Origin of the sequence: Marinobacter sp. CH_CUG1437-1 (assembly GCF_037029655.1) — a bacterium.
Classification (GTDB): domain Bacteria; phylum Pseudomonadota; class Gammaproteobacteria; order Pseudomonadales; family Oleiphilaceae; genus Marinobacter; species Marinobacter salsuginis.
In genome coordinates, this window is record NZ_JAYMEW010000004.1 from 333,017 (window position 1) to 346,125 (window position 13,109).

The 13,109-nt window shown below is 56.1% G+C and carries 10 protein-coding genes and 2 rRNA genes; 8 read left to right on the top strand and 4 right to left on the bottom strand.

The genetic code is table 11. From position 1 onward, the window contains the following. Positions 1 to 75: 75 nt before the first annotated feature. A complete protein-coding gene (locus WA411_RS13545; protein ID WP_136629583.1) occupies positions 76 to 267 on the bottom strand; it encodes a hypothetical protein in 192 nt (63 codons plus the stop codon). Between the two features lie 63 nt (positions 268 to 330). Beyond that, positions 331 to 912: a DNA endonuclease SmrA gene (smrA, locus tag WA411_RS13550; protein WP_069184675.1), complete on the bottom strand. Its 582-nt coding sequence runs from the start codon at positions 910 to 912 to the stop codon at positions 331 to 333. 170 nt (positions 913 to 1,082) lie between these two features. Here smrA and WA411_RS13555 point away from each other — a divergent pair, with 170 nt between their 5' ends. The 8 genes from WA411_RS13555 (at position 1,083) to WA411_RS13590 (ending at position 12,464) form a co-directional block, all read left to right on the top strand. Then, positions 1,083 to 3,002, top strand: a complete 1,920-nt coding sequence (locus WA411_RS13555; protein ID WP_291907912.1) for a putative nucleotidyltransferase substrate binding domain-containing protein — start codon at positions 1,083 to 1,085, stop codon at positions 3,000 to 3,002. A 16-nt stretch (positions 3,003 to 3,018) separates the two neighbouring features. Beyond that, positions 3,019 to 3,726, top strand: coding sequence for a 3'-5' exonuclease (locus WA411_RS13560; RefSeq protein ID WP_291907914.1), 708 nt, complete (start codon positions 3,019 to 3,021; stop codon positions 3,724 to 3,726). A gap of 213 nt (positions 3,727 to 3,939) precedes the next feature. Next, the gene (locus tag WA411_RS13565; RefSeq protein ID WP_069184506.1) at positions 3,940 to 4,203 is read left to right on the top strand and encodes a DUF4212 domain-containing protein; all 264 of its coding nucleotides are present in this window, start codon (positions 3,940 to 3,942) and stop codon (positions 4,201 to 4,203) included. A gap of 6 nt (positions 4,204 to 4,209) precedes the next feature. After that, positions 4,210 to 5,976, top strand: coding sequence for a sodium:solute symporter family protein (locus WA411_RS13570; RefSeq protein WP_291907917.1), 1,767 nt, complete (start codon positions 4,210 to 4,212; stop codon positions 5,974 to 5,976). Between the two features lie 98 nt (positions 5,977 to 6,074). After that, the gene (locus WA411_RS13575; RefSeq protein WP_291907919.1) at positions 6,075 to 6,581 is read left to right on the top strand and encodes a hypothetical protein; all 507 of its coding nucleotides are present in this window, start codon (positions 6,075 to 6,077) and stop codon (positions 6,579 to 6,581) included. Positions 6,582 to 6,634: 53 nt separating this feature from the next. Continuing rightward, positions 6,635 to 10,153 carry a hybrid sensor histidine kinase/response regulator gene (locus WA411_RS13580; RefSeq protein ID WP_291907921.1) on the top strand — a complete coding sequence of 1,173 codons (3,519 nt, stop codon included), beginning with the start codon at positions 6,635 to 6,637 and terminating at the stop codon, positions 10,151 to 10,153. Beyond that, a complete protein-coding gene (locus WA411_RS13585) occupies positions 10,150 to 11,787 on the top strand; it encodes a tetratricopeptide repeat-containing response regulator (protein WP_291907923.1) in 1,638 nt (545 codons plus the stop codon). Before WA411_RS13580 ends, WA411_RS13585 begins: the two co-directional genes overlap by 4 nt. After that, on the top strand, positions 11,784 to 12,464 hold the full coding sequence (locus WA411_RS13590; protein WP_209398178.1) for a sensor histidine kinase: 681 nt from the start codon (positions 11,784 to 11,786) through the stop codon (positions 12,462 to 12,464). The genes WA411_RS13585 and WA411_RS13590 overlap by 4 nt, the downstream gene beginning before the upstream one ends. Before the next feature lie 67 nt (positions 12,465 to 12,531). On the opposite strand, the gene rrf is transcribed toward WA411_RS13590, so the two are convergent. Both rrf and WA411_RS13600 read right to left on the bottom strand, forming a co-directional pair. Beyond that, positions 12,532 to 12,646: ribosomal RNA gene (gene rrf / locus WA411_RS13595) — 5S ribosomal RNA — on the bottom strand. A gap of 101 nt (positions 12,647 to 12,747) precedes the next feature. Further along, positions 12,748 to 13,109 (bottom strand): 23S ribosomal RNA (locus WA411_RS13600); the annotation flags it as partial.

A 13,109-nucleotide genomic window follows, 5' to 3' on the forward strand; every position in this document is an offset into this window, starting at 1 on the left:
ACTCTCTCCTTTGTATTTCCGGTCTTGTTGCCCGGTTTTATTGTTGTGCCCCGGCCTGCGGCAGATGCTCAGGGTTTATTTGACGATTTCCTCGCCATCCTTGTTAACCCAGATCTTGCGTTCACCAGATTCCATCTTGCCGTTGGAGTTCCAGACTTCGCGATCCGTAGTGGCTTCTTCAACTTTACCGTTGTCGTTCCAGATCACTCGATCCTTGCAACCCGCCAGCGCCAGCACGGCCAATACAGCTACTGCAACTTTTTTCACGACGATAACCTCCGCTCAGCCGCCATGGCGGCTCTGATTTAAGGGTGTCTGGGATCGGAGCCGCTAACGGCTTCCGTGGATTTCACGATTATGCTGCTTGTCCCGGTCACTTTTTCGCACCATGACATAAACCGCACCGGTACCACCATGGTGTTTTTGGGCCGAATGAAACGCCAGGACATCGTCCAGCTCCGGTAGCCACTTGGCGAGGTAGCTCTTGAGTTGGGCAATTCCATCGGGATTGCGCTCGCCCTTGCCATGCAGAATGATGACCGAACGCAATCCGTAGCGGACACAATCGCCAATAAACCTGAAAACTTCACGCCGGGACTGCTCAACGGTCATCCGGTGCAGATCGAGGCGCGCCTCGATCGGATACTGCCCGAGCCTGAGCTTGCGGAACACGCCGTGCTGAACGCCCGGCCGCTGCCAGCTCAATACATCGTGAGCCGTGAGCGGTTCCACCATGTCGGATGTCAACGGGTTGGTATCCCGCAACGGTTTCTCCACGGCCGCCCTCTGGCGCTCCAGATGGCCGGGCGTCAGTTCACGGGGCGTTGTTACCTCTGCCCGGTTGGGCTTAGGGATACGCCGGACGTCTTTCATTTCCTCGAGGAAGCTGAGGCGCTCTTCTTTGGTTGTCATGGCATTACAGTTAATAACCAGTTTCAGATACTGACTTTACCACCCGGGTCAGTGGCCTTAAAGAAAACTGATCTATGTCAGGCTTCCTGCGACCAAAATCGTAAGGCGACGAACGCTTTGGCTACACTACACTTCAGACGGACAATAATAACCAGCGAGTGACGACGGACATGGCCTCAGCGAACCCGGAAAATGATCGCCCCCAGAACATCCGAGCAATAATGACGTTTCTGCGGGAACATGCGCCCTTTTCCAGCATGGATGATGCGCATCTGGCGCATTTCGCCGAGAATGCCTCCATTCAGTTTTACGCCGATGGCGACGTTGTCCTCTCTCCGGACCACGACGTCGTAAAACGATTCTACGTAGTCAAACAAGGGCGGATTCGTGGCGAGCGCCACAACGATAAGGAAGACCGCACCGAAACGACCTTCGAAATCAGCCAGGGTGAGTGTTTTCCTCTGGCCGCCATGATCGGCGAGCGGCCAACCAGAACCCTGCACCGGGCATCGGGCGATACCTTCTGCCTCAGTATCGGGCAGGCGGCCTTCGTTACCCTGTTTTCTGAAAGTGAACCCTTTAGGGATTTCTGCCTGCGAGGCGTCAGTAGCCTGCTTGATCAGGTGAACCGGCGCATCCAGTCGAGCGCCATGGCTTCGATGGGTTCCAGTACCTCCCTGGACACCCCGCTGGAACGTTATGCATTGCGAAATCCCATTGTGTGCTCGCCGGACCTTCCAGTGCGCAAGGCCGTGGCGCGTATGCACGAGAACAATGTCGGCAGCATTATCATTACCGATGAAAACCGCATCCCGACCGGCATTTTCACACTGCGGGACCTTCGGACCATGATCGCCGAGGGCACCGGCCCGCTGGACACACCCATCCGACAGGTCATGACCAAGGATCCCTGCTGCCTGCCCTCCCATGCGGATGCATTCGAAGCCGCCATGCTGATGGCGGAGCACCATTTTGCCCATTTGTGCGTCATCGACGACGACCACAAGCTGATTGGCGTAGTTTCGGAACGGGACCTGTTCTCCCTGCAGCGGGTGGATCTGGTTAACCTTGCTCGCACCATCGGCACCGCCACCCACCTTCGTACCCTGGTGAGCCTGCGAGCGGACGTCTCCCGCCTGGTGGATGCCATGCTTGCCCACGGCGCTGACTCCGGGCAAGTGGTCAAGATCATCACGACACTCAACGATGTTACTGTCCGTCGGGTCCTGGAACTGAACATCAAGAAACACGACCCCGGCATTCCCTTTACCTGGCTGACATTCGGCAGCGAGGGTCGACAGGAGCAGACTCTGTTGACGGACCAGGACAATGGCATCCTGTTCCAGACGCCCGAAGGCATGACCGAAGAACAGGTCCGGGAGAAGCTGCTGCCGTTTGCCCGGAGGGTTAACGACGAACTGGCCGAGTGCGGCTTCACCTTGTGCAAAGGCAACATCATGGCCAGCAATCCGAAACTGTGCCTCAGCGACAGGGAATGGGACGACTGGTTTATCCGCTTTATTGACGCATCCACGCCCCAGAACCTGGTTTATTCCTCGATTTTCCTGGATATGAGGGCCATCTACGGGCCGACAGAGCCTCTGGATGCCCTTCTGGAGAAGGTTCTTGCACGGATCCGGAAAAACGCGCTGTTCCAGAAAATGCTTGCCGGCAATGCCTTCCAGCGCAAGCCACCGCTGACCATGTTCCGCAACTTCCGCTACCTGTCGGATGAAGGCAACAAGCATTCACTGGACCTTAAACGCCAGGGCCTGGCGCCGTTTGTTGAAGCTGTTCGGGTCTTTGCCCTGGCGAATGGCGTTGAGACGGCAAACACCCTGGAACGAATGGATGAACTGGCCAAAAAAGGCATCTTCGACCCGAAAGATGCCAACGCCTGGAAAGAAGCCTATAGCCTGATCCAGGCGATCCGGATGCGGGCGCACCAGGAAATGCTGGCAAAGGACCAGGAGCTGACCAACTATATTGATCCCGACGATCTGAACCCGCTCGACCGCCGGATCCTGCGGGAATCCTTCAGGCAGGCTCAGCGGTTGCAGCAGAAGCTCGAAGTGACTTACCAACTCTGACCTTCAGGCGCGAGACATGCTGGAACAAATAAAACAATGGATTGAGCATCGGCGGGGCGGGAAGATCGGAAGCCACGACCCTGGCAATCTGCCCCACGCGAAAACACCGGGAGAACAGCTCCTCACGGATTGCCGTCTGATTGTGCTCGATCTGGAAACCACGGGGCTGAATGCCGCCAAGGATGAAGTCATTGCTATCGGAGCAGTTGCTATCAGGGGCGGCATCATCCACCTCGGCGACCAGTTCGACCTGATTCTGAGGCGGCCAGAGCTCGACATCAGGGAAACGGTGCTTATTCACGGAATCGGGCCGGAAGCTCTGACCCAGGGGCACGAAATCGAGGACGCCCTGCTTTACCTCCTCGAGTGGATGAATGGCGACCCGATTCTGGCCTACCACTCGGCGTTCGACCAGAAATTTCTGGAGAAGACATTGAAGGCTCAGCTGGGATACTCCCAGCCCCACACCTGGATGGATGTCGCAGACTTGATGCCTGCGTTTTTCCCCAACACGAAAACCGGTGGCAAGGGGCTCGACAATTGGGCGGATTATTTCGGCCTTGAAGTCAGCGAACGACACCACGCTGCCTCGGACGCTCTTGCCACCGCCGAGCTTACCCTGATAGCCCTGAATAAGGCCCGCACCGAGGGCGTAAAAACCCTGAAGGGATTGCACGACAAGCTTCATTACCATCGGCGTCTGCAAAACATGCATCGTTACTGAATGGATGCTGGCCCAGACGTCTCGAAAATAGACGGACGTCACGCCAAATTACTGAGAATTAGACCTTTTGCCAATATCTATAAATCGCTTGACCAGTAAAGTCAGTAGGGACAACTAGTCGGAGAAGTACTTATATGAATAATAAATTCTCTAACCGAAGTGCCTCACCAAAAACCCACCCAACCTCCACAACAACAACACAGGAGTGATCCTATGTCAGGTCATAGCTACGACGCTGAAGCCTACTGGAAGGCGAATCTACGCCTGATATTCGGGAGCCTGATCGTCTGGGCCCTGGTATCTTACGGCTTTGCAATTCTGCTCCGTCCAATGCTCGCGGGCATTCCGATTGGTGGTACCGATCTGGGCTTCTGGTTCGCCCAGCAAGGTTCCATCCTCACGTTCATCGCTCTGATCTTCCACTACGCGTGGCGCATGAACAAGATCGATGAAAAATTCGGCGTGCACGAGGAGTAAGAACGAATGAGTCAATTTGCCATTAACATCATGTTTGTAGGGGGCTCCTTCCTCCTCTACATCGCAATTGCTATCTGGGCCAAGGCCGGGAGCACGAGTGACTTCTACGTTGCCGGTGGCGGCGTTCACCCGATCACCAACGGCGCAGCAATCGGCGCCGACTGGATGTCCGCGGCATCGTTTATCTCCATGGCAGGTCTGATCGCTGCCGGTGGCTACGCCAACTCCACCTTCCTCATGGGCTGGACTGGCGGTTACGTTCTGCTGGCGATGCTGCTGGCTCCGTACCTGCGGAAGTTCGGCAAGTTCACGGTGCCCGAGTTCATCGGTGACCGCTTCTACAGCAAGAACGCCCGCCTGGTGGCGGTTATCTGTCTGATCGTAGCGTCTGTAACCTACGTTATCGGCCAGATGGCTGGTGCCGGTGTTGCCTTCTCCCGCTTCCTCGAAGTGGACTCCACCGTAGGTCTGATGATCGCGGCAGTGGTGGTATTCGTCTACGCGGTAATGGGCGGCATGAAGGGCATCACCTACACCCAGGTGGCCCAGTACTGCGTACTGATCATTGCCTACACTATTCCTGCGGTGTTCATCTCCCTGCAACTGACTGGCAATCCGCTTCCCCCGCTGGGTCTGTTCTCGACTCACGTGGATTCCGGCATGCCGATCCTCGACAAGCTGAACCAGGTTATCACTGACCTCGGCTTCAACGAGTACACCGCCGATATCGACAACAAGCTGAACATGGTTCTGTTCACCCTGTCGCTGATGATCGGTACTGCAGGTCTGCCCCACGTTATCATCCGCTTCTTCACCGTACCGAAGGTGGCTGACGCGCGCTGGTCTGCCGGCTGGGCCCTGGTATTCATCGCCCTGCTGTACCTGACTGCACCGGCTGTTGCTTCCATGGCTCGTCTGAACCTGATGACCACCATCTATCCGGACGGGACCGCTGCGGAGCCAATCCAGTACGACGAGCGTCCAAACTGGATCAAGGAATGGGAAATCACGGGTCTTATCCAGTTCACCGACAAGAACCAAGATGGTCGTATCCAGCTTTACAACGACAGCGAAGCCTTCGCGCCTACGGCTGAAGCCCGCGGCTGGAACGGCAACGAGCTCGTCGTTAACCGGGATATCCTGGTACTGGCCAACCCGGAAATCGCCAACCTGCCCGGCTGGGTCATCGGTCTGATCGCAGCAGGTGGTCTGGCAGCAGCACTGTCCACAGCGGCCGGTCTGTTGCTCGCGATCTCCTCGGCGGTCAGTCACGACCTGATCAAGGGCTCCATCAACCCGGCGATCTCGGAGAAAGGCGAACTGTTGGCAGCGCGGATATCCATGGCGGTCGCAATCGTTGTTGCCACCTACCTTGGGGCCAACCCTCCAGGCTTTGCGGCACAGGTCGTTGCGCTTGCATTCGGTATCGCGGCAGCTTCCCTGTTCCCGGCGCTGATGATGGGTATCTTCTCCAAGCGCGTGAACAACAAAGGCGCCATCGCCGGCATGCTGACCGGTCTGGCCTTCACCCTGGTATACATCTTTGTTTACAAGGGCTGGTTGTTCATTCCGGGCACCAACAACCTGGCAGACACTCCGGATAACTGGGTGCTGGGCATCTCCCCGCTGTCTATCGGCGCGGTTGGTGCAATCGTCAACTTTGCGGTAGCCTTCGTTGTATCCAACGCAACTGAAGAACCGCCCGTTGAGATTCAGGAACTGGTTGAAAGCGTCCGTTACCCGCGTGGTGCCGGTCAGGCTCAAGACCACTAAGCAACATCTCAGCCTGCTTCGTTCAATGAACTGACAGGTTGATACTGAACGGGCTTCCTCAATGAGGGAGCCCGTTCTTTTTTTGAGGAAGTCATTCTATGTTCTGGACATTTGTCGCCACTGTTTTTTGCGGCCTCGGCACTGCCGGTATCGCTCTTGGTATCCGTGCTGCCACCCGAAACAAAGCCCCGAAGTGGATTATCCCGGTGTTTGCCGGCGCGGGCATGCTCGGCTATCTCATTTATATGGAATACACCTGGTTCGATCAGAAAGAGGCCCGTCTGCCCGCAGAAGCCGTCATTGTGAATACCGAAACCGATGGCATCCTGTGGCGCCCCTGGACCTTCGTTTTTCCCTATGTCACTGCATTCTCGACAGTCGATACCAAAAGCATCAGTCGTGACACGAACAGCGAAGACATTGTTCGCTTTACCCTGTACCGCTTCGAGCAGAAAATGACGGATGCCGTGTCCCACCGCATTCACATCATTAACTGTGCTACCCGGGAACTGGTACCACTGGGTTCTGACGGAAGCCCTCGAGTGGACAACCTGAAGCTGCTTGAACCCGTAGACACCCTGTATAAGACCGTTTGCGCAGAGTGATACCTCGTTAGCGTGATGCTTCAACCTGCTGATACCGTCGGGAACGTACAACAATGATTAGTGCCTGGCTGCTGGTCCTCATTTCCATCACCTACATCTCGATCCTGTTTGTGATCGCCTGGGCCGGCGACAAGCACCCCGGCCTGTATCGCAAACGCCTGGCACGCACCCACATATACGCACTGTCTCTGGCAGTCTACTTCACCTCCTGGACCTTCTATGGCGCCGTTGGCCGCGCCACCCAGGAGGGGCTCGGTTTTCTGCCCATCTACCTGGGCCCGCTGCTGGTGTTTGTTTTCGGCGCGCCCTTGCTGCGCCGCATCATTTATATCAGCAAGCGCAATAACAGTACGTCCATTGCCGATTTCGTCGCCTCCCGTTACGGCAAATCCCAGCTACTGGCGGCAATGATTGCGACATTCGCCCTGATCGGCAGCGTCCCCTACATAGCCTTGCAGCTCAAAGCCATTGCCATGGGCTTCAACGTGCTTTCGGAAACGGGCACCGGCTATGAGGAACTGAGCACTGCGGCCTGGAACGATTCCGCCTGGTACATCACTCTTGCCCTGGCAGTATTTACCGTCCTGTTCGGAACCCGCCATCTGGAGTCCACCGAGCATCACCGGGGCATGATCCAGGCCGTGGCCTTCGAGTCACTGATCAAACTCGTGGCCTTCGTCGCCGTCGGACTGTTCGTTGGCTATGGCCTCTACGGCGGATTCGGAGACCTGTTTGAGCGGGCGAAAGACGCAGATCTGATTGGCACCCTGACGACCGACGGCATTGAAGCGCCAGCTTTTATAACCCAGACGCTCATTGCCATGCTCGCCATCATCTGCCTGCCCCGGCAGTTTCATGTCATGGTGGTCGAAAATACCGACCATCGGGATTTCGAAATTGCACGCTGGGCCATGCCCATCTACCTGATCGTGGCCAGCGCATTTGTACTCCCGATTGCAGCCGCCGGACTGTTGTCGCCCGAGGCCTCAGCCGGCAACCCTGACGTTCTGATACTGCAGCTGCCGATCATGGCCGGCGAGGAATGGCTGGCGATACTCGCGTTCCTCGGTGGCGGCTCGGCCGCAGCCGCCATGGTTATCGTATGCTCCGTGGCCATCGCCACCATGGTCAGTAACGAAATCATCATGCCGGCGCTGCTGAAGTTTTTCCGGCCAGGCATGAACCGACGGACGGATCTCAGTTACCTGCTGTTGAGTATCAGACGTGTCGCTATTTTCGTGGTGTTGCTCACAGCCTATGGTTTTTACCGGATGGCTGGTGAAGACTACAGCCTGACAGCCTTCGGCCTGCTCTCGTTTGCTGCGGCAGCACAATTCGGGCCTGCCTTGGTGGGCGGTATTATCTGGCGCCGGGGCAATTATATGGGGGCCGTTTGGGGCCTGGGCCTCGGCTTCCTGATGTGGTGCTACACCCTGCTACTGCCGGCGCTCGCCACCACGGGATGGGTCAACGACACCCTGGTTCAGCAGGGAATCCTGGGGTTGAACTGGACTCGGCCTACTGCACTGTTCGGGTCCGAGCTGGACCAGACAAGCCACGGCATTATCTGGAGTTTGGGGATCAACACGGTCGTGTACATCGTCCTCTCAATGCTCACTCGCCAGCGTGTCCGCGAAAAAATCCAGATTGCTTCTTTCTTTCACGATCCACAGCCCAAGGCCGAAACGGCCCAACACCAGAGCTGGCAGGGTGAGATACTGACGTCCGACCTGCAGGCCCTTACGGACCGGTTCATGGGTGAAGAGCGCTCAGAAACCATTTTCCGGAATTACGAGCGCCGCAATGCCATTCGACTGCACCCACACCGCCCGGCGTCCGCCCATCTGATGAAATACATCGAGCGCCAGTTGGCTTCGGTGATTGGCGCCTCTACGGCCAGAGTGGTCCTGGAATCTACCCTCACCGGCCGGGACATGCAGATCGAGGACGTTGTCAGCATTGTCGATGAAGCGTCCCAGGCCATGACTTTCAGCCGCGAGCTGCTGCAGTCGGCCATTGAGAACATTAGCCTGGGCGTGTCAGTGGTGAACCATCAGCAGCAACTGGTGGTCTGGAACCATCGTTACCTGGAGCTGTTTACCTATCCGAAAGGCTTCGTCAGGGTCGGACGCCCAGTCGAAGATCTGATGCGTTACAACCTGACCAACGCCAACCTCTCTGCCCGCAGGATTGATGAAATCGTGGCTGACCGCTGCACCAGCATGCGCGAGGGTCGGCCAATGTCCTATGAGCGCCAGAGGCCCGATGGAACCGTTTTGCGTATTGATGGCAGTCCGATCCCCGGGGGTGGCTATGTCACCACCTTCCAGGACATTACCGCCATGCGTCGAACCGAGCAGGCCCTGAAGGAAACGAACATTTACCTGGAACAGCGGGTAAAGGAACGTACTCAGGAGCTCCAGGTGATCAATGAGCAGATGCTGAAAGCCAAATCGGTGGCCGAGCAGGCGAACCAGAGCAAGACACGCTTCCTGGCTTCGGCCAGCCACGACCTGCTCCAGCCCCTGAACGCAGCCAGACTGTTTACCTCTGCCCTCGCCGGGAAAGCAGATGACGGTGAGATGAAAGATCTGGTAGACCACATCGACAGTTCCCTGGGGGCCGCCGAAGAAATCATCAGCACCCTGCTGGATATTTCCAAGCTGGATGCAGGGGCCCTGGAGCCAAACATCGGGGTTTTCCCCGTCAACGACATCATGCGCCATCTTGCAACCGATTTTTCCGCCATCGCCAAGGACCAGAACCTGGAGCTGCACGTTGTACCCAGCACGGTCTGGATCCGATCGGATTCCAAACTCCTGCGTCGCGTGGTCCAGAATTTCCTTTCCAATGCCATACGCTACACACCAGAAGGCAAGATCCTCCTGGGATGCCGTCGCCTGAAAGGCTATATCCGGATAGAGGTCTGGGACACCGGTCCTGGCATACCCGAGGATCAACTGACCCATATCTTCGAGGAGTTCCGTCGGTTTCAGCATGGCCGGGACAAAAAGGGCCTGGGCCTTGGTCTTGCGATCGTCGATCGTATCAGCGGTATGCTGAACCACCCGGTCAGCGTCCATTCTGTCCAGGGTCGCGGTAGCGTCTTTGGGATAACGGTACCAACAGCCGCGCCCGAGCAAAACGAAGCCGCCGCTGCCAAGCCCACTGCAGGCTCCCGGAGAGTCTCAAACCTCGGGGGACTGCATTTCCTGTGTATCGATAACGACCCGGCCATCCTCCAGGGAATGGTGGCGCTACTGGGCAATTGGAAGTGTGATGTGACCGCGGCCGAAAGTCTGGAAGATGCCATGGCAAAACTGGAAGGGGAAAGCCCGGATATTATACTTGCCGATTATCAACTGGACGAAAACAAGAATGGCCTCGACGCCATGGACAGCATTCGTGGTGCGTTGAACGCGGACATCCCTGGAATACTCATCACCGGCTATATGGCGCCTGAAGTGCGGGAAGATGCCATAGACCGTGGTTACCAGATTCTTTACAAACCGGTAAAACCTGCTGCACTGAGGGCACTGGTTAACAAGCTACTCAAACAGAAGCGCTCATGACCGATTCCAAAGCTGACTTCAACCCGTTCGGCAAGCTCACCTATCTGGTTATTGATGACTTCGAGAATTTCCGGTTGTCCATGCGCCAGATGCTGCGCAGCTGCGGTGCCGACAAAATTGAGCTGGTAGCCCATGCCAATCAGGCGATTCAGTACTGTACCTACAATCACGTAGATGTCGTGTTGTGTGACTTTAATCTTGGCGAAGGCAAGAACGGCCAGCACATACTGGAGGAGCTTCGGCATAAAAAACTTCTCAAGCGCTCGTCTCTCTTCCTGATGGTGACTGCCGAAACGTCCAAGGAAATGGTCATGGGAGCGAGGGAATATCAACCCGACGCTTACCTAACCAAACCGATCAATCGAGCCGTACTGGAGAAGCGCCTGGGCGCCCTGATCAGCCAGCGCAACATCCTCCTGCCCATTAACCGGGAAATCGATCGGGAGAACTACCCGGAGGCTATTTCACTATGCCTCCAGGCACTGCCGCGGCAGCCTCGTTACAAGACCTGGCTTATGAAAACCCTGGGCGACCTGTATTTCCAGCTGGGCGACCTGGCTCACGCACTCAAGATCTACGATGACGTCCTGGCACAACGTGAGCTTTCCTGGGCAAAGCTCGGGCGGTGCAAGGTTCTGCTTGCCAAACGAAGTCTCGACGAGGCGGTAGACGGCCTCAGAGACCTTCTGGCAAAGCATCCGGACTACATGGAGGCGTATGACCTGCTCGCAGAGGGGCTGGAACGACAGGGGCGTCCTACACAGGCACAGCAAGTGCTCGAAAAAGCCGCCGAGCATTCCCCCAATGCGCTGCTCCGGCAAAAGCATCTAGCCGAACTGGCAGGTTCAAACCAGGACATGGACACGGCTTCAGATGCATGGCGTCGAACCGTTGAACTGGGGACCTACTCGATACATGACAACTCCGAACACTACCTTGCACTGGGCCAGACACTGTCGGACCTGAGTGAAGGCGACCTCAACGAGGCTGGTGCCGAGAAGGCCAAAGAAGCGCTGGCGGTACTCAAAAAAATGGAAAAGCGATTCGATGGCGAGGAAGGTATCGGTCTACGCAGCCGCATCGTGCAGTGCCGGATTTACGCAGGGCAGGGACAGGATCGACAGGCTGCGAAGATTCTTGAGAGTATCAGGCCGGAGCTCCAGGATACCACCGTTCTGGATGCCAGAACGGGGCTTGATTACGCCAAAACCCTGTTTCGCCTGGGGCATGAATCCGATGCGAAACAGTTGCTGGCCGAGATGTCCGAACGCTTCAGCAACGATCCTGAAACTCTCCAGAAGATCGAAAGCCTGCTGGATGAACCCGTGGGATTCCGCCAGAAGATCAAGGCCAGAAGCCTGAACCGGGATGGCATCAAAGCCTTCGAATCCGGAAACTTGCAAGAAGCAGCAGAAACGTTTTCAAAGGCTCTAGAGATCGTGCCTGATCACGCAGCCCTGAACCTTAACCTGGTTCAGGTACTGATGAAGGAACACGACAATAACCCGACCAGCACTGAGCTCCTCAAGCGCTGTCAGTCCTGCCTTGATCGGTTATCAGGACTACCTGAGCAACATCGCCAACATAGGCGATATATCGCCTTAAAACGCAAGCTGAAGGGACTGATGGAATGAACGACCAGAATATCGATTTTTCAATGGTACTCGCCTCAGCCGTTCACGATATGAAGAACTCGCTAGGCATGCTCCTGAACTCCCTGGACGAACTTCGCACCGAACACGAGGAAAACCTGGGGGAATCTGCACGTTTCAATACTCTTCAGTACGAAGCCGAAAGGATGCACAACGATCTGGTGCAACTTCTCGGCATCTACCGCCTTGGCGAGAACAACCTCTCCGCGCACATTGAGGAACACTTTGTGCCGGATTTCCTGACCGAACACCTGGCACGACACACACCTCTGCTTAAGGGCCTGGGCATTGATGTTTCGATAGAGGCTGAAGACATCAACGGCTTTTTCGACGAGGACCTTCTGACCGGCGTGTTAAATAACACCATTAACAACGCGATTCGCTACACGCGAAGCAAAATCCTGCTTACTGCTGGTGAAAGAGATGGATATCTGGTGATTGGTGTTGAAGACGACGGGAAAGGCTATCCGGAGAGTATGCAACATACCGGCACCCTGAACTTCAAATCACTTGATTTCAAAAGTGGCAGCACCAGTCTTGGGCTGTTTTTCGCCTCCTCCGTCGCCAAACTGCACAGTGAGGGAGAGAGAAGTGGGTCTATAAAGCTCCACAACGGTGGGAGCCTGGGTGGTGGGGTGTTTGAGATTTGGTTGCCTTGAGTCGGCTGCTTTAGCTTCAGGCAATAAAAAACCCCAGCATCGAGGATGCTGGGGTTTTGTATTAGGAGCCTGACGATGACCTACTCTCACATGGGCAACGCCACACTACCATCGGCGCTGGTCTGTTTCACTTCTGAGTTCGGGATGGGATCAGGTGGTTCCAGACCGCTATGGTCGTCAGGCAAAACGGTTGATCACTGGGGGACGAGATGGAACGGTCAGAGGTGACTCTGAGTGATGATCGATTTCTTTTTGCGTTATCCGCAATTGTCTTGGGTGTTATATAGTCAAGCCGCACGAGCAATTAGTATCGGTTAGCTCAACGCCTCGCAGCGCTTACACACCCGACCTATCAACGTCCTGGTCTTGAACGGCTCTTCAGGGACCTCGAGGGTCCAGGGAGATCTCATCTTGGAAGGGGCTTCCCGCTTAGATGCTTTCAGCGGTTATCCTGTCCGAACATAGCTACCGGGCAATGCGACTGGCGTCACAACCCGAACACCAGAGGTTCGTCCACTCCGGTCCTCTCGTACTAGGAGCAGCTTTCCTCAAATCTCCAACGTCCACGGCAGATAGGGACCGAACTGTCTCACGACGTTCTAAACCCAGCCCGCGTACCACTTTAAATGGCGAACAGCCATACCC

Bases quoted from the DNA above. Each gene is read 5' to 3' on its own strand.
- smrA (WP_069184675.1), bottom strand. From the start codon at position 912: ATGACAACCAAAGAAGAGCGCCTCAGCTTCCTCGAGGAAATGAAAGAC.
- WA411_RS13555 (WP_291907912.1), top strand. From the start codon at position 1,083: ATGGCCTCAGCGAACCCGGAAAATGATCGCCCCCAGAACATCCGAGCA.
- WA411_RS13560 (WP_291907914.1), top strand. From the start codon at position 3,019: ATGCTGGAACAAATAAAACAATGGATTGAGCATCGGCGGGGCGGGAAG.
- WA411_RS13565 (WP_069184506.1), top strand. From the start codon at position 3,940: ATGTCAGGTCATAGCTACGACGCTGAAGCCTACTGGAAGGCGAATCTA.
- WA411_RS13570 (WP_291907917.1), top strand. From the start codon at position 4,210: ATGAGTCAATTTGCCATTAACATCATGTTTGTAGGGGGCTCCTTCCTC.
- WA411_RS13575 (WP_291907919.1), top strand. From the start codon at position 6,075: ATGTTCTGGACATTTGTCGCCACTGTTTTTTGCGGCCTCGGCACTGCC.
- WA411_RS13580 (WP_291907921.1), top strand. From the start codon at position 6,635: ATGATTAGTGCCTGGCTGCTGGTCCTCATTTCCATCACCTACATCTCG.
- WA411_RS13585 (WP_291907923.1), top strand. From the start codon at position 10,150: ATGACCGATTCCAAAGCTGACTTCAACCCGTTCGGCAAGCTCACCTAT.
- WA411_RS13590 (WP_209398178.1), top strand. From the start codon at position 11,784: ATGAACGACCAGAATATCGATTTTTCAATGGTACTCGCCTCAGCCGTT.